We start from the raw sequence: 18583 nt of genomic DNA on the forward strand, positions 1-18583 counted from the left end.
GTCAACGCATCCACATCACCGCATTCCAGCGTCAACGTCACGCCGTTCGGCAGCGACGCGCTCACCTTGGCTGGAGAGGAAAAAGGCGCTGTCCTTTTCGATGCCGATCTACGTGCCCCATCGCAAGTCCCCGGCAAATCCACCGCAGCCATGCTGCTCTGTCGCAGCAAGGCCCGATCGGAAGTGCTTTCAATCTGAACCGGGATGAACGCCGATGGTGGGGGCTGTGGGAGGGACTGGGTCTCCGCCCGCTTCTTTATCCACTTCCGAAGAAGGTTCGCATTGACCCCATGTTCGAGCGCAAGCCTCGATACCGACACGCCAGGCTCAAGACAGGCCGAGACAAGACGGTCCTTCGATGCCGGGTCGTATCGGCGTCGCCCGTCCCGACCGACAAGCCTCACCCGCAGTTTCTGCTCATCTTCTTCCATCACAAGGTGTCCACCTATTTTGGTGGACACCTCATGCATCAGAGCACTCAACAGCAAAAGGTGCGGGGAAATTCGCGCTTACCCTTATACCGCAATCCAACTTAGCTAGTTGTAATGTCCCCTCCTCTTTTGCAGCAGCCAGGAATGCCCTGCAGGCCTCCTCCGGCTCCATCTGACGCTGCCCCCAGTTTCTATCCATTTTTGAGTTCCTCAGCCCTCCAGGAACGCCAGAAGCGCCGCATTCACCGCGTTGCTCTCTTCGCGTTGAACCCAATGCGTCCCCTCCTCGAAAGTCTGCAGGCGGCCATCGTCGCAAAGGGCGAGACTGCGCTTGGCCAGCCCGGATTCCAGAGCCTGGTCCTGCATCCCCCACATAACAAGAGTGGGCGTCGTGATCCGCTCCTTCAGGCTCGGGCGAAAGCGCAAGGCGCGATACCAGTTGAGCATGCTGGTCAGCGCCCCCGGCCGCTCCCAAGCCTGCCGATATTCTGCAATCTCCTCTTCTTCGAAGGCGCCTTCCCGGCTGGATGTCCTGAGTGCTCGTGCGAGCAAGGCCGAGCGGCGCGCACCCAAGACGGCTTCGGGCAGCAAGGGGCTCTGGAAGAAAACCGCGTAGCTGCTCCGCAGAAACTGCGTCGGAGATCGCAGGACATGGGTAAACAGCACCTCGGGATGGGGCGCATTCAGGATGACGAGCTTGTCCAGGCGATGAGGCAACTTTGCCCCGGCGGCCCAAGCGACCATGCCGCCCCAGTCATGGCCGGCGAGGTGAAACCTTCCGATGCCGAGCGCGTCGGCCAGGGCGACGACATCGCCGAGGAGCTTGGGGAGGGTGTACTCGCGGATGCCCTCTGGCTTGTCACTTGTGTTGTAGCCCCTCTGGTCGGGAACGATGACCCGATATCCGGCGGAAGCGAGCGTACCGATCTGCCGTCTCCAGCCGATCCAGAAGTCCGGGAAGCCGTGCAGGAGCATGACCGGCTTACCCTCGGCAGGCCCGGCCTGAACTGCATGAAGCCGAATACTTCCGGCGTTGACGAACTGATGTTCAGGCGCGAGTGAGATCATGGCTGGTAACGTGGGTGTCGTTAAAGTGATCCAGCGCAATGAGGATTTAGATCAGGCTGCGTCGTCCCGACAACATGCACGCTCAGCCGATGGGCATGGGAGCCGAAGGGCCAAGTGGGGATGGCGCAGGTGTTGCTGCAGGCGGCGGATGTTTATTTGTAAGCGCAGGTCTGCACCTGCATCCTTTGGCGCTATTATACGTTTGCCCCGCGAAGAAGATGCTCCGGACCGGCGGCCATGTCGAAGAAAACAACCGAGGACGCTTACGAAGGTCAAGTGCAACTTGAGCGGCGGGCCGAACGGGAGAGCCGCGGACGCAATGCCGAATGGCCGTCAGAGATTCCCAGCCGCGGCTGGAAGGACGTGCTGTGGCGGGTCTTTGCTGAGGTAACCGAGGACCGTGTTATGCTGATCGCGGCGGGGGCTGCATTCTATCTGCTTCTTGCCCTCTTTCCAGCGCTTGCCGCGTTCGTGTCCATCTATGGTTTCGTCGCCGATCCTCAGACCATCGCTGAGCACATTGCGTTCCTTGGCGGCGTACTGCCTTCGGGAGGTCTGGATATTATCAGATCTCAGCTTGCGTCCTTGGCCGCTCAGAAGGCTGGCGCGCTCAGCTTCGGCTTCATCTTCGGCCTTGCCGTCGCACTGTGGAGCGCCAGTAACGGCATAAAGACGCTATTCGAAGCCATGAACATCGCCTACGAGGAGAGTGAAAAGCGCGGCTTCATCCACCTGAATGTCCTGGCCTTGGGCTTCACACTTGGCGCCATCCTCATTGGTATCGGCTTTATCATCTCGGTGGGGATTGTGCCGGCCATGCTTGTGCTGCTGAACCTCGGCGGCTGGACCGAAGCCCTTGTGCGGATCTTTCGGTGGCCGATGATGCTGATCATGGTGGGCGTCGGGATCACGCTGATTTACCGCTACGGACCCAGCCGGGAAAGGGCAAAGTGGCAATGGGCGACATGGGGCGCCTTCCTCGCCGCTGTGGTCTGGATCGCAGTCTCGATAGGCTTCTCCTACTATCTTGAAAACTTCGCCAACTACAACGCCACCTATGGAGCTCTTGGGGCAGTCATCGGCTTGATGATGTGGACTTGGATTTCTGTGATTATCCTGGTTGTAGGTGCGGAGCTGAATTCCGAGATGGAGCATCAGACAGCGATGGACACCACCACAGGTGCGCAGCAGCCGATGGGTGCGCGAGGTGCCACGGTCGCCGACACACTGGGCGGACCGGCCGATGCCGCCGACCAGCAGTCGCGTTTGGACGAGCGCAACGCGTAGCGCGCAGATCAATTTGCACGCCATCGTCAAGCGGCTGCAGCCGAGCGTGAGCAACGGCTCAAGGCGCTGGTCGCCCGGCTTGCCCAGGTGACTGGCGATCTCACCATCCAGAAGCAACGCAAAAGCATCGTCGCCGATGCCGAAACCTCGCCAGCCTCGACGAGGTTCATTGTTCTGCTCAAGCGTCAGAGCCGCCGACTTGAAGGGCGAGATCGCCTCGCTACTCGACGACGATCCGCTGTGGGCCTGTCTCGATCAGGCCTTCGGTTCGGTCAAGGGCCCCGCGTACTCCTGATGGCCGAGTTGTCCGAGATTGACACCTTTCCAATAAGGCCATCGCCAAACTCGTGGGCTTGGCGCCGATCGCCAATGACAGCGGCAGACGCAGCGGTCGAAGACCGGTGCGCGGCGGCCGTAAAGGTCCGCGCTCCATCCTCTTCCTCATCGTGCTCACCGTCGCCAGATATGATCCCCCCGCGCCTTCAGACAGGAAAGGAAAAGATGACTATTCGCATTGCGCCCGCCCGCAAGCTACCCATCATTCCCAATGCAAAAGCACGCGATGCGCGCCACGAGTTCGCAAACGCAACTTGACACCCCAGATAGTCACTCATTGGGAACCAACGGGCCTTACCTCCGTTTGCTCCTCGAATGGAGGAAACCATGAACAACCGGAATTCTGAACGGCGTCCCCCGACTGCGGTAAGAGCTGGTGACGGTACCTCGGAAGACATAGGAGCGACCGTAAGCGGCACGTTATCCAAAGCGTCCGACATAGCGCAAGGGGCAGCGGAAACCGCCAAACGGGCGGCCGTTGGTGGCGCGTCCACCGTGACCAATCAGGTGAAGGAGATGTTGGACCGTCAGGTCGGCAGCGGCGCCGAGGTGATGGGCCAACTGGCGAGTTCGACCAAGCGTGCGGCCGAGGACCTCGACGCAAACGCACCGATAGTCGCTGGGGTCGTGCGCACCTTCGCGAATAGGCTTGATGGATACGCAGACGACCTGCGAGACAGGTCCGTCGATCAGCTGGTTCTTGCAGCGTCCGATTTGGCGAGGCGCAAGCCGGGTTTGGTGTTTGGGCTGGCCGCCGTAGCGGGCTTTTTGACGTTCCGCACACTGAAGAGCGCGCCTCCCGCACCAGAGTCCATCAAGGGAAGGCGGCAGGGAGCGAACTGATCTGATGGCACAGGAACAACTGAAGAATTCGCCTCTCCCTCAAGCACTGTCGGCAGTGTTGGCGGACGTCGCGGACCTCTTTCAAAAAGAGTTGCGCCTGGCGCATGCGGAGCTGTCCGCCAACGTCTCAACGAAGCTCCAAGCAGGTGTGTGGATGTCTGCTGCTGGCGTGCTGGGAGTGGTCGCCGCTCTGCTTCTAGTGCAAGCCCTCGTACTTGGAATAGCCAGCTTAGGGATGGCCCTGCACTGGTCGTGTCTGATCGTCGCGGCCGCAACGGCCCTCGCCGCTGCTTTCGCCTACTATCGGGGCCGCGCTGATGCGCAAAAAGAACTTCTGCCGACACACTCCATAAGCCAAATAAAGCAGGATATTGCGACAACCAAGGAGCAATTAACATGAGCCGCAATTCACAGGTCCAGGATTTTGGAACGAAAGAATGGCTTCTCAGCTCCGCTAGGAACAATCCCGAAGGCCTTCTGCTCGTCGCAGCAGGGTGCGCGCTGCTAATGCGCAGCCGCAGTTCAAGTGCCGGGCATCGCGAGCAATCCCGTGCAACCGACGGGCGCCAAAATGCTCCGCACGTACGCACCGCCAGCGGCGGGGCGTCCAAAGCGCAGGAAGAGGCTAGCGAGACAGCAGAGGCCATGCGCGACAATTTAGCCGGCATTGGGGAGAAGGTGAGTGAAACCGCAAGTCAGTACGCATCATCCGCCGCGTCATACGCAGAACAGGCCGGTCGCTCCGTATCCGAGAAGTCAGGGCGCGTGGTGCAGCAAGCCCAATCAACGTTGCAAGACACGATTGGCCGCATGGTGGAAGAACAGCCATTGGCTTTTGTTCTGGCCGGCTTCGCAGCTGGTGCCGCTATAGCTGCTGCTTTGCCGGCCAGCGATGTCGAGAGGCGCACGCTCGGCCCAGCAGGAGAGCGATTGACGGATGCTGCTGAAAAAGCTGGGGAACGCTTGAAGTCCTCGACAGCAAAGGCGGGCGAACGGCTCAAAAGCGCCGCCGAGGAACATGGGCTGAATTCGGACGGCCTGAAGGAGGTCGCAAGGGACGTTGCGGGCGCCTTTGGAAGCGCCTTGTCAGAAGAGCAATCAAGTGAACCCGTGCAGCCGCCTTCGCCAAGCCCAAGTGGATCGAGCGGTTCATCCACTCCGGCCGCCAAGCTGCAACCGGGCAGCGCCACCCCTTCGGAAGGAATAACGGCCAAATCGCAGCGGTCGGGCAACGCTCGGTCGAGCAAACCTGCCCGCCCCGGTGGCAAGAGAGATTTATGATGGCCGATCCGCAACTTGAGCATCTTGAATACGAAGTTGAGGCTGCCCGGGCTAAGCTCGCCGAGGACTTGTCGACACTTCGGTCGCCAAACACGCTCTCCGAATTTACCGATGATTTGAAACACGAAGCGCTTGAGGCAAAGGATGCGCTGGTGGAGAAAGCAAGAGCCTCAATGCAATCGGTGGCGCAGGCGATTATTGACGATCTCAAGGCCAAGGCGGCTGCCAATCCGAGCGCTGCTTTGGCGATTGGGGCCGGTTTGGGGTGGCGTTTCCTCCGCCATCCGCCGATCGCAACCGCACTCGTCGGAGCGGGATTGATCAGCTTGTTGCGGACCAATTCAGCCCGGCCACCCAGCGAGCAGCAGGTTGATCACCTATCGTACGCCAAGGAGCGCCTGAAGGAGCAATCTAGCGATTTGGCGGAAAGCGTCAGTGATTTCGCTCTTGAAACGGCTGGCAAAATAAAACGCGAAGCTGCCGAGTTGACCGGCGTCGCCAAGGAAACTGTTAAAGAGAAGACAGAACGTCTGGCTGCGGGTATCCGCCATAGCGGCGTTGGGCCGCACCAGGGCGAGACTGTCGCAAAAGCATCCGCACCCTTCGATGAAGCTTCGTTAGCTGTTCAAGACGCATCGGGCAATGAGCATACCGAGGACAAACTCCTTCTGGCGGCGGCGGGTTTGGCAGTCGCCGCGGCTGTCGGCTTTGCCTATCAACGACGTCTGAATGAGCAGATGGACACCGACCGAACTGGATGAGCGTAGACAGAGGTCATTGCAGAGAAACAGTCGTCCTGAAGGCAAAGTATGATGCCGCGCTCACATTTATCGAGTCCCGACGAGTTCAGCCATCGGATTGCATATTCTGGAACCACGGACGGCGCGATGACGCTGCGCACGGCGGAGAAGATCGGACAAAGCGGTGCATGATGATCGTCGGCCGGTCGGTCACGGCCTTCAGCGAAACCGCCAGCGACCGGCTGAAGCGGAATTCACCCCGAACCGTGCAAGTGCTGCCGACCCCATAACGTGAGCGCAACGGCGCGCTCTGTCCGCTGTCAGGACGAACTTTCTTCGATCCGGCTTGGCGCTGCCGGTGCCCGCGCACGCACTGCTCAGTGATCAGGGACGAGTGTTCTCGGGCATTCCGCTATCGCGACCTCGTTTCGAACGTTTTAACACGCCCCCTCAAGCTTGATCTCGCCGAGCGCTGCGCTAGCCCTTCCGATCTTGGCTAGTGCCAATGCGTATTCGACCAGGCTTGCGCAGACGAACGCTTCAACTCTCTAAGTGACGACGCCGCAATATTAGCATCGCTCGTCGTAGCAATTTCTGGAAATGCGCAACTCGACAACCGCCTGCTACAGTCAGGCGTGTTCGTCGTCCAGCCTTCACGAAGGGGACGCGCTGGCGGACGAATCCCCATCACCCAGTTCACGATGACTGCGTCCCCACCCGCTCACCGCTTGGCGCTGTCACTGTCCGCTTCGGCCCGCACAAGGAACTGCTCGGTCGTGGAGGGAAGACGGGATTTCAGCCAATCCGCCATCGCGACTTCCTCTTGCAGATTCTCTTCGCAAGCCCGAAGAACCTCGGTTTCGCCGAGCGATCGAGCGGCGGCAATCAGGATCGTGTAGGAGGCGATTTCCATGTGCTCGAACGTGTAGCTCGCGAGCGATCCTTTCATCACCTCGTCTCCAGCGAAGACGCCGCTCAGCGATTGCGCCATCGCCGTCAGCTTACCGCCAGCGTCCTTCATCGTGGATGAACCCTCGTCCATCTGATCGAGACAAGTCTTCAGCCGGGCAGCCTGCTGCTTCGTCTCGTCGAGGTGCTGTCGGATCCGGTCGCTCAGCTCGGGATAGTTCTCGATGCGACCCAACTGCCCGTTCAACATCGTTTCGGCCTGCTCTTCCATGGCATGGGCATCTCTAAGCCATTGGACAAACCATTCGCGGCTTTCTGACATCTCGAATCTCCTTTGCGATGTAAGGAAAAACTTTCAGAAGAGGACATTGTTCCGGAGTAGAGCCCGCCGAACGGCTCTTGACAGTCGCCGAGGATCAGTGTCGTGGCGGGTCTCAATTCACCTCGCGAAAATCCTGCAGCGATGCGTGGAAAAGGCCAAGATCGCGGAAGATCGGCGCAAGGAAAACGGCCCGTGGACGCTCGCCGCTGCGCCGCTCCATCACAAAGTCCAACTGGCACTGGCCGCTTCCTGGCCATCCGACGCGGCGACATACGGCGACATATTGAAGGTCCCGCATGGCATACTGCGACCGCTGCATGTCGTTCCCGGCAAGTAAGAACGGCAAGCAGATGAAGCTACCAGCGCTCGGCGAAGCTGAAGTGGATTCTCGACGAGGCGCTGATCGCGGCCGCTGGCGCTCCGCATTGAGCCTTGTGCCTCACCGCGCCACCGCAGTCACAAGGAACGCGACGGCCTCTCCGCTCGTTGATTGCTTTTCGACTCGAGCCGCCGTCATGAGGTTCTAATATACGCCGGCCATCCTAAGGCTGACCTACGACCAGAGTTACAAAAGTTGAACGTCATCGTGGAACACTCCTTCTGTCTGCCTGTTCAATTTGCCAGGCGCATCCCGCGCATTCAGACAGGAGAAAGAAGATGAAACGCATCCTTTTGGCTTCGGCCGTGCTGGCGGTGTCGGCCGGGCTTTCCTTTGCCCAGACGACCAGCGGAACTTCGAGCGGAACCTCGACGAGCGGAACCTCGACCACGACGACCATGCCCAGCACGACGGATCAGGGCACCGGCACGACGAGCAGCGGGACCAACATGTCCGGCGATCAAGGCACCGACACGACCACCACCAGCGGCACCACAAATCCGAACTCGGCCAGAGACTGCGCGCCCGGCCAGCAGACTGGCAGCGCTCAGCAGGCTGCGCCAGGTCAGCAGGACACGGCAGCCAACACCGCCGCGCCAGGCCAGGTCAAAAAGACCGACGAAGGTTGCTGATTGGCACATCGGCTCAGGTTGGAATCACCAGCGTGTGGCTGGCTGATCTCCCCCGACCACCGCCTGAACTCAACTCGGCTGGCGAGCAAGTTCCCGCCAGCCGAGCATCAGTTCAGGAACCTTTGCGCTTCCTTGTGCTTTCAGTGGGGCACGCGTGGTTTCTTTTGCTTTCGGTCAGATAGATATCCGTCTGCTCGCGCATCTTGCCTGAAGGGAGCTGCGGTCGCGCTCAGAGGAGAGCCGCGCTGTATTGCCGATAGCGCTAGAGCGAAGAAGCCCTACGGCAACCGGCAGTTGGACTGACACCAAGTTGGCTCCGAGAGCGTTGGGAACAGCCTGGCACGGCACGTTGCTCAGTTTGGACCTTCGCAAAGGATGCATGGAATGGCGAAAGACGTTTCTCGCGAGGAAGAGCAACGCGGCACCGGAAAGGTCCTCATCTGGGGCGCCGCGATCGCCCTTGTTCTCCTTGTTGCCCTGCTGGCCATATTCGTTCTGGGGTAGTCCTGACTGCTGCAGCAGGATCTAACTTGGGTGCACGACGTTCTGAGCCTAGAGAGCTGCAGAGCCTACTTGGATCTTGAGCACCGTGGGGTTGAATGCAAGCTCCCGTGTGGTGCAAGTGACTGCTAGGCTTTCGCGGTTTTGGTGTCCTCGTCGGTTTAGATGCCGCGGGCCGACGTCACAGCAAGTGCGGCCTTCAGGCGCTGCTCCCGAAGCCGCGGTCTTTGCGTCTCGTGCCGCAGGCTCAATGTCGGTCAATCCTCGTGCAGCATCCGAGGCGCGCTCGTCTCCTGGCTTGTCTTTCTTTCTCGGTAGGCAACTTCCTACACTCCGATGTGCCAGCACAGTCGGCTGTCGGCACCCAACCATGGTCGCCATATCGTATTCCACGCCAACAGAAAAAACCCGCCTCGACTGCCGCTAAGCGCGCGCATCCCCGCCTCTGGAACGCTTCAAACACTTTGCCGTTGTTAAAGGCACCTGCAGGAGCCAGGCATGAGTATTCCAACGAATTTTGCCGCTCGCCGTGTTCGCGTTGCAACTCTTTGCCGTGCAGTCATTTGCTCAGACCGAGCAGCAAGATCTTCCGGGGCAAGGCGCATCATCGACAACCGAAGATGCCGAGGATGTCGGCGTCGACGTTTCGCCTGGCAGGCACGAAGTGAAACAGCAGATCGCACGGGAGCTTGGAATCTCCGAGGTGGAAGTGCCTCTGGCAGTTCATGTGCCTATCGAGCTCGCCAAGCGGGTCTGCGAGAAAGAGGTATTCGACGCACGCGCCAATGTGAACCGAAGCTGCACCGCGACGAAATACATCCCGGAAATTGCCGAAGCAGCACGAAATCGTCCGCAAACCTCTGCCGTTCAGGAGCAATAGGCGAAGACGAATACTATGGGATAAAGAAGGGGTGCTTGACTACTCTGGGCGATCGACAAAGCGCCGCCCCGAAAGTGTGGAGCGCTTGCGCGTAAGTTTTCAGGCAGCGTCGATACCGCTTGGCTTCCCCAGAGGATGATCAGTTTGGGGCCGTATGCTTCGACAAAAGACGCACACCAGATTGCGAAGGCAACCTTCGACCAGTAGAGGTGGACACTGCTTGTTAGCAGCATCTTGATGATCGCCAAACTGACGAGCTTCTCTGGTCAGCATAGTAGCTTTTTGAGACTCCCGGCCCTTTTAGGTATACTTTCCTCTGACTGTCGACAATTGTTAGGGCGTCGTCAGCTGTGAGCGACCATCGCGCTTCCGCCCCGATCGGGAGACAGCGCAGATGGAAACCTCGTTCAAGAACGAACTGTTGCGGCGCCTGAGCGCGCCGGATCTGACATTGCTGCAGCCTCACCTCGAAGGCCGTCACTTGGGACTGACGACGCACCTGGAGCAGGCCTCGGTCCCGATTGACACCTCGATTTCTTCGAGAGCGGTCTCGGGTCAATGGTGGCGAAGCTTCGGGCTGAGGTCGAGGCCGAGGTTGGCATTATTGGCTTTGACGGTATGACCGGATCAGCCCTGGTCATGGGTGAGGACCGGTCCCCGCACGATTGCTTGTTCAATTGAAGGCTGAAGCTATTGCTATAGACGCGCGTTGGCGGATCGTTCTTATGGGCAGCCCGAGGCGGAATACATCCGACTGATCGGGACGCCCCGTTGCTCATGATGTCACCCGTGCTGCCCTCTCTCCCGTCGCTGACCACATTCGGGAGGTGGCGATTGGCACCTGTCAGGACGTTCTGGCAAGGGTTGTCCAAGGGTATGAAACCGCAGTGTCGATTCAGGACAGGATCGTTGAACATTGCAAGGAGGTCGGATTAACACCGCAAGCAGATGAAGCTTTTTTGCAGGCCTTGTGGTTGTCGCTGGCGAAGGCCAGGACGGCCTTGGAGCGTGAGGTCCCCCCGGCACCGCTGCAAGCGCACCTGGCCGGCCGCTCTAGTCCTGGACAATTGCCGACCTCGTCGCTGGTCAGCATGCCAGAATGTCGATGGCGGAAGCCATGAGGACCCCGATTGAATGTTCTCATTCGTTTGTGATCGGGGGTGCAAGGCAATCCGGCTCCAGCGCATGTTGGCCTCAGGAACAAACCGCGGTCGCATCCGTTCAGCATCGCGAAGGACGAGACGGCTGTCCACGGCCTTTCCGGTACTGCAAAGGAGACGTGACGTGCTCGGCCGCAGAGGGGGTTTTCGAAGACCATCTGAGGCTTCGCGCCGCTGGCGACATCGAGGAGGATCTTAGGCGCAACTATGCTGTGGACGTGGTCCTCTTGACCGCGAATTCGAATTTAGAGGCCATGATGCCGTCCGCCTGTCGTCCAAACGCCTGCGCGAGCAGCTGCCTCAAGGTGAGTTCAACTACATCGCAAAACAGGTCCGCGGCCCCTATGCACTGCTGATCTGGTCGGCAACTTCGTCCAGGTCCGACGCCATTGAGGGCGCCGACAGTTCCGTCATTCAGGACGGCAAGATTGTCTTCAGTCCATTCACTACAGGTTGCACCCCAAGGGGGCTGGGGAAGCCGGCGGGCTCTTCCACTCACCGCATCCGACTGGTCACAAGCTTTGTTCAGTACCGGCGCCATCCACCAGAAACGTCCTGATCACACATGCGGCGGGATTTCCTCGAAGCGGCCGAAAAGCAGGACTGCGGCGCAATTCACCCACACGTCGATCCTGCCGAAACGCGACACGGCAAAGCTGCGCATTCTCCACGGGCCGCATCGTCCGCCATATCGGTGGCAAAGGTCAGCGCCTCACCGCCCAAGCCGGCGCACTCCTTGGCGACCTTGTCGAGTGCGTCCACGTTTCTTGAGACCAGCACTAGCCGTGCGCCTTTGCGCGCCAAACCCAGAGCAGTCGCTCTGCCGATGCCGCTCGAGGCGCCGGCGACCACGACGACGGCTCCCCGCAGTTCGGCCATTCGTCAACCTATCGGGATAATTCCGGGCGGGAGTTGAGATCCTCACCCTCTTCGGGATGGACGCCTACCCTGTGTTCGTAGACAAGCGTTCCGCCTTTCCAGCCGGTGTAGACGAGCAGCAGAACGACAATCGTTGATAGCGCCAGGCCCCAGGGCAAGGCGCCCTCGGCGGTACCGGCGCTTAGGCGCAGCATGAAGCTGGCCAGCGCCAGCACCATGGCCACGACATTGCCGACCATATGGTGCCACGCGGCATTGATGGACCGCACCCTTGAATTTCCAAGAAAATCGGCAAAGCCGGCCAGCGCCGCGGCAGCGCTCATCAACAGGGCAAAGCCGAGCAGCCAGAAGGATGCTTCGGCCCAGAATGCATTGCCGGTGGACCAGATGCCGCCGACGCCGTGCAAAACCGCCGGCCCTACTTGTTCTTTTTGAGGAGACGAGCTTCCCTCAGGATTGAGCCGCGATCGAAGCCGACCAGCGACATTATCTCGCGTATGTGGTGTTTGGATACGCCTGACTCTCGCGCGAGCTCGCTGACGATTTCAGATTTCGGGCCGAGCCGCCCTTGTTCTTCCGCCATTACACCAATGCCTCGTATTGGGCCAAGAGTGCGACAGTCGCTCCCAAGCGTCAGCGGCCATGTTGTATTGCTGACGATTTGCTATTGTACGGTTCCGGACCAATTCTAGCCAGGGGATTCGCTCAGGTCTGCACTTGCCGTCCAAGCGCCTGCCGGGAAGCCGACAGTAGTTCTTCCTCGTCCACTAGTCCGGCCATGTAATTTGCAATGATCCGGGACGCCAACGCCTTAAGCGCTTCTCCAACCCTCTCGAACTCCGAGAAGAGATCGGGAACCTTGATCAGGTGCGGGCAAAGGTCCGTTGCGAAAAATGCGGCCGCAAGGACTCGATGACAGCGGAAACCCTTCAGGCAGACGATCCTCATTCCGGAACTTCCGCAATGGAGCGCAGCCGAGATGCTCAAGCCGCTGCTGGCGCGGCGGACTGAAATCAGCGGTCAACCCGACCGTCGCTCGCTGTTGGCTGCCGGTGTGCCGTCGCCGAAGGAACAACAAGAGACTGGTCCAGTTAGAGCCATGCATGCGTCGATAGAAATGAAAGAGGAGATGACAATGGCGACGAAAAAAAGCTCTCAGGGCAGCTCCAAGGGCTTGGAAGACCTTTTCTATGATGGTCTGAAAGACATCTACTACGCCGAACGCAAGATTCTGACGGCGCTCCGGAAAATGGCAAAGGGCGCGGAGTCCGAAGAGTTGAAGGCGGCGTTCGAAAAACATCGTGACGAGACGGAAGGGCAGATCGAGCGTCTGCAGCAAGTTTTCGACGCCTTTGGCAAGAGAGCCCAAGGGAAAACGTGCCCGGCGATCGACGGCATCATCGAAGAAGGACAGGAGATTTTGGAGGAATTCGAGGAGGCTCCGGCATTGGACGCGGGTCTCGTGGCTGCAGCCCAGTCCGTCGAACATTATGAAATAGCGCGCTACGGGACTCTTGTCACATGGGCCGGGTTACTTGGCTTGAAAGACGCCGTCCCGCTACTCGAACAGACGCTCAAGGAAGAAAAAGCAACCGATGAGGCGCTCACCCGACTAGGCGAAACAGGCGTCAACGAACGGGCGATGCAACAGGCCGCATAACTTCGGATCGAATCGACGCGACCGCGGCCCCCGGCAGACGGGATTGGAGCTTGGTTGTATTCGCCAATCCAGGCACACGTGTACACCGCAGCCGCCGAGCCGTCGACGTGGTGGTGGCCGACCGGTTTCGACTAGGCCACCGGAACTGACAATGGGGGACTGCGAATGCGATTACTTGCCCATGCCTTGGGCGACAGGATGTTGGTATGAACGAGGATACCGCTCGTCGGCCCACGGCAGGCTCTTCCGGGTTCGACAGCTTTTTCATGGCTGGTTTCGAGTGTTCCTCCCACAGGCGCGCCGACGGGGCCCGTCTTGATCTGATCCGCGCGACCTCACATGACATCCATGCACATGCCGACTATCGCCGTTGTGCCGAGCTTGGGCTTCGCACGATCCGCGACGGCTTGCGCTGGCACCTGATTGAAACAGCGCCCGGAGTCTTCGACTGGTCGAGTTGGACGTCGGCGATCGAAGCAGCCCAGGCGGCCGGGGTGCAGATTATCTGGGATATCTTCCACTATGGCTCGCCAGACCATATCGACCAAGGTGGCCCGGGGTTTATCAAGGCCTACGTCCGTTTCGCCGCGGAAGCTGTTCGGGTTCATCGCTCCGCTACCGGGGTGGCTCCCCTGGTGTGCCCGATCAACGAGATTTCGTTTTTTGCATGGGCTGTGGAGGTCGGCTATTTCCCCCGCGTCGGGCCGAACAAGCGTGGATGGTTCAAACGACACCTTGTCAGGGCAGCGGTCGCCGGCGTGAGGGCCATGCGGGAGGCCGAACCCGGCTGCAGGTTCATCTGGGCTGAACCGCTGATCCATATTGCTCCTCGTGACCGTACTCACCCCGAGCGGCGGCGCGCCGAAAATGCTCGCCAGGGCCAATTCGAGGCGTATGACATGCTGATCGGGCGCGTGGAACCGGAGTTGGGCGGCAGCGAGGACGTTGTGGACGTCATCGGCCTCAACTTCTATCCGCACAACCAATGGTACTTGAATGGCCCAACGATACCGATGGGGCACCACGAATACCGTGCACTTTCGGAAATGCTGGTCGAGGTCGCCGAACGATACAAGAAGCCGATGTTCATCGCCGAGACCGGCGCCGAAGGTTCAGGCCGGCCAGCCTGGCTTCACTACGTTTGCGACGAAGTGCGCGATGCGACGAGCCTCGGTGCACCTGTTCAGGGTATATGCCTGTACCCGGTGACGGCCTACCCAGGTTGGGACAATTCGCGCCACGCCGAAGTCGGCTTGTTCTCCACCATTCATGCGGACGGCTCGCGCACTGTTCGCAAGCCACTTGCGGACGAGTTGGAGCGCCAGCGCCAATCGTTCTTGGCGTTTGAGGAACAACAAGCAAGCGCGCTATAGCCTCGCTGATACGAACAGTGCGCGCTTTTCAGCTGCATCAACAGCACAGCATATCTAGAGCTGTTCGCCGAGAAGCCGAGAAACATCGTTGGTCTCTTTGGCCGTGGGTCGCCCGACGCCGGTCAGGCCGGCGCATCATTCACTCGGCCGCCTCGCGCTGCGTCGGCGTGACGAGCATCCCGTTTGCTGGCAGGCGTGTCTGAATGCGCCCGAACGTAGCCAATGCCTGGCCGACCACCTGATCCATATTGTAATAGCGATATGTTGCAAGACGTCCGACGAACCAGACCTCCGGGCACGCCGCGGCCAAAGCTTCGTATCGTTTGTACAAAGCCTCGTTTTCGGCCCGCGGCACCGGGTAATAAGGATCTCCGACGTCGGTGGGGTATTCGTAGGTGAGGCTGGTCTTCGGACTCTGCTGACCGGTCAGATGCTTGTACTCGGTGATCCGTGTGTATTTTTCCGTCTGCGGATAGTTGACGACGGCGACCGGTTGAAACTGCTCGCAATCAAGCGTCGTGTGCTCAAAGCGCAGCGAACGGTAGGGCAAGCGACCAAGCTTCCAGTCGAAATACTCGTCGATCGGACCGGTATAGATCATCTGCTGGAAGGGGATCTTGTCGCGAATTTCGCGGTAGTCGGTCTGCAGCATGATCTTGATCTTGGGACTATCCAGCATGCGCTGAAACATGCGCGTATACCCGCCTGCCGGCATGTTCTGGAAGCTGTCGCCAAAATACCGATCGTCGCGATCGGTCCGGGTCGGGACTCGCGCCGTCACTGACTTGCTCAACTGGGAAGGGTCGACACCCCACTGCTTCCTCGTGTAGCCGCGGAAGAATTTCTCGTAGAGCTCTCTGCCTACTGTGCTCACCACGACGTCCTCGGCGGTGCGGACTTCTTTGACCGTTTCGCGTCGGAAAGCGAAGAAGTCCTGCAGCTGCTCGGACGTCAATTCAAGGCCGTAGAGGCGGTTTATGGTGTCGAGATTAATCGGTATCGGCAGCAGCTTTCCATCGACAAGCGACAGCACACGATGTTCGTAAGGCCGCCATTGCGTGAATTGCGACAGATAGTCGACGATCGATTGGGCGTTGGTGTGAAAGATGTGAGGCCCGTAACGGTGAATTAGTATTCCCGCCTCGTCGTAGCAGTCATAGGCATTGCCGCCGACGTGATTTCGTCGGTCTATGATCAGGACGCTTTCCTGCCGTTGCGATGCGATACGCTCGGCCAGCACACTGCCGGCGAAACCGGCCCCTACGATCAACCAGTCGAACACGCTCACGCCCTCCTCAGGAATGGGACGACGCTCTTCATCGCATGGGCGCGCTCGATGTGGGCAGCCATCGCGCTCCAGGTCTTCTCCCAGGACATGTCGGCGAGGTAGGCGTCGGCCTTCTTCACCAGGAAATCGCGGGGGTGGGCCAGGATCGAGCGAAGCTTGGCCTCGATGTCCTCCGCCTCGACAATCTCGACAAGGCCTTCGACGCCGTAGGTACGCACAACGTCGACGATCGCCGTGGACAACACCGGCAGTCCTGCCGCAAGAAACTCGGGAGTCTTGGTCGGGCTGATGTAGCGGGTCGCTTCGTTGAGCGCGAACGGCATCCAGCCGGCACTCCAATGCCTGAGATAGTTCGGCAGGTCTGCATAGGACTTGCCGCCCAGCCAATGCAGGTTGCCTGCCGTGGGAAGGCTCGCCCGATCGATCTTGACGACAGGGCCGAGCATGACAAAATGCACGTCTGGCATTGCCGCAGCCGCATGCGCGATAAGTTCAAGGTCGAGCCGTTCGTCGATGACCCCGAAGTACCCCACCCTCGGGTGAGGTATGTCGGCCTGATCGAACGGGTCTTCACCTGGCGCCCTAGCCTGATGGAAATGGGTAACGTCGATGCTGCTCGGGAAGGGAAAGATCGCCCGATGCAAGCTGCGCTTGGCCTCGTAGAGGCTCTGCCCGCCCGTGAAGACGACATCGGCACGTTGCAACAGCGCCTTTTCCAACTGCGTCAACTCTGCGGGAGCGTCTTTGAACGCGGAGAGTTCATCCATGCAGTCGTAGACGCAGACGTCACAGGCGAGATGATCGCTGAAGCGTAGCGCCATGGGCGTGTAATACCAGGTCGTCAATCGGTCATGCGGCGTGGAGGCGAGGATCTGATCGACGAACCTGCGCTGGATTGCGTCCGCCCTGGTCGCGGAAGTACCAACTGGGATCAGCGGCGTCACTATTCTGATCTTGGGGGTAATATTGTGCACCCGCATCGAAGGGTGGCGCCTCTCATCGAAGATCGGCTCTTCGAAGTAAATTAGCTGTTGCTGTTTTGACGCCAGGGTCAGAATGTGTTGTGGTCTCTGATATACGAAGTTCCATCGGAGGTGTGAAAAGCAAATTAAAATAGACGGTTGTACAGGGTTTTTTGGTGTTTTGGCCCGGCCCGCCGCCATTTCCATGTAGATTATCCTTCGATATAGTTACAAAATGCCTCGACTAACAAAAGTCAATCGAGGCAGCTTTGACATGAAGTTCGCAGCCTTCTATATAACTTCCATCCCGATAAGTTGTTCCATAGCTCCAAACTGTCTCGGGCGAGACCAGCCGTCCGCTCCACTTGCGACGGCTCGACAGAGAAGGAGCGAGCCGGCCGCCCCCATTCGATCCACATGATGAAGCCCCTCGCGTCAGGTCGGGCTCCCCAAATGTGGCCCTTTGCCACAGAGCGGTTCAAATCCTTCAATCGTTCAACAACCGTTCATCAGCGGAGCTATAAATACGCTTGGAATCGATTCATCTGAGCCGCGCCGGTGGTTCATTTGAATGGAGACCGAGACGAATCGAGGGATGGCTGGCGAATGAAGATCGACTTTGAAACCAACGTCTTTCCATTGTTTCACCCGCAGGTTGTGGATGATCTGAAGGACCCTTGTCCGGTGTTCGACGGCACGCTCTGGCACGTCTTCGGCTCCAGCGGCACCGTCACAACAGAGAGCTGGAAAATCCTCCACGCCACAGCGCCGGATCTTTATGGGCCCTGGACAGAGCACGAGGCGATCGTTTTGCCGGTAACCGGATCTGGCATTGCGGCGCCCGGCGTCATTCATGAGTGCGGCGTCTTCCACATGTTTATCCAGACCGAATTCATGAAGTCCGGCGGACGTTGCGAGCACGCGGTGTCCAATGACGGCTTTCATTGGGTGGTGCTCAATCCGGCGATATTGTCGCTGCCCGATACCGATGAGGACGGCATCTACGATCCCCACCCCGCAATCGTCGGAGGCAAGCGCTATATCGTCTATTCAGGCATGCCCAAATTCACCAGGGTGCCCCAGCCTGATGTCTATCTGGCGCGCAGCCAATCCGATTCCTGGTTCGGGCCATGGAAACGTCTCGGCAAGATACTCGATCATCTCGACGTGCCACATCACAATGCGCGCGAGCACCCCGATTACGAATGGGGGATCGAAGGCGCGCAGCTCGTCGAGCTGCCGGACGGTCGTGTGCTTCTCAACGCCACCTGCTTCCTCCCCGAAGGTCCGCGCGGCAGCCGGCAGCGCGTCTTCTTCGCCATCGCCGATGACGTCAAGGGTCCCTACGTTTCCGTTGGCCCCGTTCTCGACCCTGGTGAGCCCGGCGAGAATGGCCATTCGACCGTAATGATCGAAGGCCGGCAATTGACTTTGTTCTACCAGAGCAGACGCGAGACGACGAACCACCGCTGGCGATACGGCTTGGCCAAGTGCGACTTGGATCGGCACATACTTTCGAGAGTTGCCTAGATGGTAAGTTCCGGCATTTGCCGGAACGGAGGATGCTCTGGCTGTTGGTTGGTGGGACGGATCCCTTTGTACTGGTGATTGAGGGTAGCAGGGGATTCGCAGCCAGTGGGCAAAGCTTGCGA

At 59.3% G+C, this 18583-nt stretch carries 19 protein-coding genes and 1 pseudogene; 12 read left to right on the forward strand and 8 right to left on the reverse strand.

Going from position 1 to position 18583, the window contains the following annotated elements:
• Nucleotides 1-431: IS66-like element accessory protein TnpA (tnpA, locus tag NKH05_RS29605; protein ID WP_353026723.1), on the reverse strand; the 431-nt coding region annotated here is incomplete at its 3' end.
• Nucleotides 432-641: 210 nt separating this feature from the next.
• A complete protein-coding gene (locus tag NKH05_RS29610) occupies nt 642-1499 on the reverse strand; it encodes an alpha/beta fold hydrolase (RefSeq protein ID WP_353026724.1) in 858 nt (285 codons plus the stop codon).
• 237 nt (nt 1500-1736) lie between these two features.
• Here NKH05_RS29610 and NKH05_RS29615 point away from each other — a divergent pair, with 237 nt between their 5' ends.
• The 6 genes and pseudogenes from NKH05_RS29615 (at nt 1737) to NKH05_RS29640 (ending at nt 6007) form a co-directional block, all read left to right on the forward strand.
• Entirely contained in the window at nt 1737-2786 is a 1050-nt protein-coding gene (locus tag NKH05_RS29615; RefSeq protein ID WP_353026726.1) for a YihY/virulence factor BrkB family protein, read from the forward strand.
• Between the two features lie 48 nt (nt 2787-2834).
• Nucleotides 2835-3380 (forward strand): annotated as a pseudogene (locus NKH05_RS33225) (transposase); the annotation flags it as partial.
• 237 nt (nt 3381-3617) lie between these two features.
• Nucleotides 3618-3965 carry a hypothetical protein gene (locus NKH05_RS29625; RefSeq protein WP_156948222.1) on the forward strand — a complete coding sequence of 116 codons (348 nt, stop codon included), beginning with the start codon at nt 3618-3620 and terminating at the stop codon, nt 3963-3965.
• Nucleotides 3966-3969: 4 nt separating this feature from the next.
• Nucleotides 3970-4365, forward strand: a complete 396-nt coding sequence (locus NKH05_RS29630; RefSeq protein ID WP_352457931.1) for a phage holin family protein — start codon at nt 3970-3972, stop codon at nt 4363-4365.
• Nucleotides 4362-5246, forward strand: coding sequence for a hypothetical protein (locus tag NKH05_RS29635; protein WP_352706224.1), 885 nt, complete (start codon nt 4362-4364; stop codon nt 5244-5246). Before NKH05_RS29630 ends, NKH05_RS29635 begins: the two co-directional genes overlap by 4 nt.
• Nucleotides 5243-6007, forward strand: a complete 765-nt coding sequence (locus NKH05_RS29640; protein WP_352706226.1) for a hypothetical protein — start codon at nt 5243-5245, stop codon at nt 6005-6007. Before NKH05_RS29635 ends, NKH05_RS29640 begins: the two co-directional genes overlap by 4 nt.
• Nucleotides 6008-6707: 700 nt before the next feature.
• Here the strand turns inward: NKH05_RS29640 and NKH05_RS29645 are convergent.
• Nucleotides 6708-7217: a ferritin-like domain-containing protein gene (locus NKH05_RS29645; RefSeq protein ID WP_352467891.1), complete on the reverse strand. Its 510-nt coding sequence runs from the start codon at nt 7215-7217 to the stop codon at nt 6708-6710.
• Nucleotides 7218-7362: 145 nt separating this feature from the next.
• On the opposite strand from NKH05_RS29645, the gene NKH05_RS29650 reads away from it, so the two are divergent.
• The 3 genes from NKH05_RS29650 to NKH05_RS29660 all read left to right on the forward strand — a co-directional run bounded on the left by NKH05_RS29650 (nt 7363) and on the right by NKH05_RS29660 (nt 9609).
• Entirely contained in the window at nt 7363-7554 is a 192-nt protein-coding gene (locus tag NKH05_RS29650; protein ID WP_023680339.1) for a hypothetical protein, read from the forward strand.
• A 320-nt stretch (nt 7555-7874) separates the two neighbouring features.
• On the forward strand, nt 7875-8228 hold the full coding sequence (locus tag NKH05_RS29655; RefSeq protein ID WP_023680319.1) for a hypothetical protein: 354 nt from the start codon (nt 7875-7877) through the stop codon (nt 8226-8228).
• A 1018-nt stretch (nt 8229-9246) separates the two neighbouring features.
• Nucleotides 9247-9609 (forward strand): hypothetical protein, encoded by a 363-nt coding sequence (locus NKH05_RS29660; RefSeq protein WP_353026728.1) that lies wholly within the window; start codon nt 9247-9249, stop codon nt 9607-9609.
• 1775 nt (nt 9610-11384) lie between these two features.
• On the opposite strand, the gene NKH05_RS29665 is transcribed toward NKH05_RS29660, so the two are convergent.
• The 3 genes from NKH05_RS29665 to NKH05_RS29675 all read right to left on the reverse strand — a co-directional run bounded on the left by NKH05_RS29665 (nt 11385) and on the right by NKH05_RS29675 (nt 12596).
• Nucleotides 11385-11648: an SDR family NAD(P)-dependent oxidoreductase gene (locus NKH05_RS29665; protein ID WP_352690966.1), complete on the reverse strand. Its 264-nt coding sequence runs from the start codon at nt 11646-11648 to the stop codon at nt 11385-11387.
• A gap of 8 nt (nt 11649-11656) precedes the next feature.
• A complete protein-coding gene (locus NKH05_RS29670; RefSeq protein WP_353026729.1) occupies nt 11657-12055 on the reverse strand; it encodes a DUF2231 domain-containing protein in 399 nt (132 codons plus the stop codon).
• A 298-nt stretch (nt 12056-12353) separates the two neighbouring features.
• Nucleotides 12354-12596, reverse strand: a complete 243-nt coding sequence (locus NKH05_RS29675) for a hypothetical protein (RefSeq protein ID WP_352473700.1) — start codon at nt 12594-12596, stop codon at nt 12354-12356.
• A gap of 187 nt (nt 12597-12783) precedes the next feature.
• Between NKH05_RS29675 and NKH05_RS29680 the strand changes: the two genes are divergently transcribed.
• Complete coding sequence (locus NKH05_RS29680) at nt 12784-13308, forward strand: YciE/YciF ferroxidase family protein (protein WP_023677856.1); 525 nt, start codon at nt 12784-12786, stop codon at nt 13306-13308.
• Nucleotides 13309-13514: 206 nt separating this feature from the next.
• A complete protein-coding gene (locus NKH05_RS29685; protein WP_352690969.1) occupies nt 13515-14681 on the forward strand; it encodes a glycoside hydrolase family 1 protein in 1167 nt (388 codons plus the stop codon).
• A gap of 139 nt (nt 14682-14820) precedes the next feature.
• On the opposite strand, the gene glf is transcribed toward NKH05_RS29685, so the two are convergent.
• Nucleotides 14821-15963: a UDP-galactopyranose mutase gene (gene glf, locus NKH05_RS29690; protein WP_352492345.1), complete on the reverse strand. Its 1143-nt coding sequence runs from the start codon at nt 15961-15963 to the stop codon at nt 14821-14823.
• Between the two features lie 2 nt (nt 15964-15965).
• Entirely contained in the window at nt 15966-17138 is a 1173-nt protein-coding gene (locus NKH05_RS29695; protein ID WP_352467856.1) for a glycosyltransferase family protein, read from the reverse strand.
• Nucleotides 17139-17537: 399 nt separating this feature from the next.
• Here NKH05_RS29695 and NKH05_RS29700 point away from each other — a divergent pair, with 399 nt between their 5' ends.
• Nucleotides 17538-18461, forward strand: a complete 924-nt coding sequence (locus NKH05_RS29700) for a glycoside hydrolase family protein (protein WP_352467857.1) — start codon at nt 17538-17540, stop codon at nt 18459-18461.
• Nucleotides 18462-18583: the final 122 nt, after the last annotated feature.

The organism is Mesorhizobium sp. M1399, from assembly GCF_040317735.1.
Lineage (GTDB): Bacteria > Pseudomonadota > Alphaproteobacteria > Rhizobiales > Rhizobiaceae > Mesorhizobium.

Bases quoted from the DNA above. Each gene is read 5' to 3' on its own strand.
- NKH05_RS29675 (WP_352473700.1), bottom strand. From the start codon at position 12,596: ATGAGGATCGTCTGCCTGAAGGGTTTCCGCTGTCATCGAGTCCTTGCG.
- NKH05_RS29655 (WP_023680319.1), top strand. From the start codon at position 7,875: ATGAAACGCATCCTTTTGGCTTCGGCCGTGCTGGCGGTGTCGGCCGGG.
- NKH05_RS29640 (WP_352706226.1), top strand. From the start codon at position 5,243: ATGATGGCCGATCCGCAACTTGAGCATCTTGAATACGAAGTTGAGGCT.
- NKH05_RS29645 (WP_352467891.1), bottom strand. From the start codon at position 7,217: ATGTCAGAAAGCCGCGAATGGTTTGTCCAATGGCTTAGAGATGCCCAT.
- NKH05_RS29665 (WP_352690966.1), bottom strand. From the start codon at position 11,648: ATGGCCGAACTGCGGGGAGCCGTCGTCGTGGTCGCCGGCGCCTCGAGC.
- NKH05_RS29695 (WP_352467856.1), bottom strand. From the start codon at position 17,138: ATGGAAATGGCGGCGGGCCGGGCCAAAACACCAAAAAACCCTGTACAA.
- NKH05_RS29610 (WP_353026724.1), bottom strand. From the start codon at position 1,499: ATGATCTCACTCGCGCCTGAACATCAGTTCGTCAACGCCGGAAGTATT.
- NKH05_RS29615 (WP_353026726.1), top strand. From the start codon at position 1,737: ATGTCGAAGAAAACAACCGAGGACGCTTACGAAGGTCAAGTGCAACTT.
- NKH05_RS29635 (WP_352706224.1), top strand. From the start codon at position 4,362: ATGAGCCGCAATTCACAGGTCCAGGATTTTGGAACGAAAGAATGGCTT.
- NKH05_RS29685 (WP_352690969.1), top strand. From the start codon at position 13,515: ATGAACGAGGATACCGCTCGTCGGCCCACGGCAGGCTCTTCCGGGTTC.
- NKH05_RS29630 (WP_352457931.1), top strand. From the start codon at position 3,970: ATGGCACAGGAACAACTGAAGAATTCGCCTCTCCCTCAAGCACTGTCG.
- NKH05_RS29680 (WP_023677856.1), top strand. From the start codon at position 12,784: ATGGCGACGAAAAAAAGCTCTCAGGGCAGCTCCAAGGGCTTGGAAGAC.
- NKH05_RS29700 (WP_352467857.1), top strand. From the start codon at position 17,538: ATGAAGATCGACTTTGAAACCAACGTCTTTCCATTGTTTCACCCGCAG.